At 36.9% G+C, this 1,342-nt stretch carries 1 protein-coding gene and 1 pseudogene; one reads left to right on the top strand and one right to left on the bottom strand.

Annotation, left to right across the window (positions count from 1 at the left end):
- Positions 1 to 590 precede the first annotated feature (590 nt).
- Entirely contained in the window at positions 591 to 998 is a 408-nt protein-coding gene (locus FTV34_RS17500) for a hypothetical protein (RefSeq protein ID WP_174660742.1), read from the top strand.
- 221 nt (positions 999 to 1,219) lie between these two features.
- Here FTV34_RS17500 and FTV34_RS17495 read toward each other — a convergent pair.
- A pseudogene (locus tag FTV34_RS17495) lies at positions 1,220 to 1,342 on the bottom strand (aspartyl/asparaginyl beta-hydroxylase domain-containing protein); the annotation flags it as partial.

Genomic DNA, 1,342 nt, shown 5'->3' with positions numbered 1-1,342 from the left:
GCCACGCATCGGTCGTATCCGCACATGGTTTTGCTGACCATGCAGACAAGGACTAAAGGTTTTGCACCTTCTCCCACACGCTCCCTGTCGAAGTATGGCGATATCTCTGCGAGGATTCCTCCAACATGCAACTTCACCGACCTATACAACTACTTCCAACGCTCCGCCTATGTGAGATCCCCTGTAAGCGGTTTAGCCTTTCGACTATCGCTACGATGCACCAGTGACACTTATCCCTCCACATGCACCGCATATCTTCCTTTAAAAAAGGGCGCACAGAAGTAGATAAAGCTCGACCGTTAGGTGCTTATTTGATGATTTAAACTACTGAATTAACGAAGGACTTCAAATTGAGGCTTGTCAAACTAGTTCTTTTCTTTAAAATAGGAACTGGTACTAGCCGTAAGGTGAATATCAGTATGAGTTGGTAGCTCTGCCGATCTTTCGTTAATTGATGTTGGTAGCATCAAATAACTGTACCCACAGAATATAAAGCGAAAGTCCAATAAGTTTCAAGACTTATTGGACTTTTTCTTTTTTATAAAGATAATTTTAAAAATTATTTATAAGCCAAATAGTTGAGACTTAAATTGGGAATTCTCGTTAATGACAATAAAGTTGTTACTTTCACCTCAGAAACAGAACAACTAGTAAATACGTCATTAGATGCTAACCCTAATCATCACAAACTTAATGACTTAATTGTGCATAGTGTCTTTAAACGTTTGTATAGTCGTCAGGGGGGTGATGGGAATCCTTTAATTTACGCCCTAAAAGGACAAAAAGGATTCTCAATATCTCTTAAAGAGTGTGGAAAATTCAACCCCAATATCTCTAAAATTCTCCATAGCTTAATGCATGAAAAAGATTATGAAGTAATCCTTACAATGCCATCATCCCACAAAGTAGTAGAGAGATTTGCCAAAAAAATCAATAGAATAAATAAAAATCATTGTATTTTAATTAATGAACAGGATATTGCTGCATGGTACCTTTAGCTTGCATCGTCAGTAATAATTGAATGAGCAAGCCACTCATACAAACAATAAAGGCCACCACCCACCAATCTTTTTTAGAACTAAACGTGTACATTGCATCCCCCATCTATTGTTTTCATTCTATACAAGATTTTTCGATTGGCATGCAACTTTGCAGATTAATTTTAAAGCACATAAAAAAACGCCCCGAAGAGCGTATTTTTTCAATCTTTGCTTCACGATTAAAATAAATATGGGCGCACAAAAATCAGGAAGAAAATACCCAACATCAAAAACCATTGTAAGAAATAGTACAATTTTAGAGTGGTCTTTTTCAGTGCTTTGTCTTTGATCCGAATTTGATA

The sequence above is a fragment of the Acinetobacter sp. YH16038 genome (assembly GCF_013417275.1).
Lineage (GTDB): Bacteria > Pseudomonadota > Gammaproteobacteria > Pseudomonadales > Moraxellaceae > Acinetobacter.
This window is presented reverse-complemented; position numbering and strand designations above follow the sequence as displayed.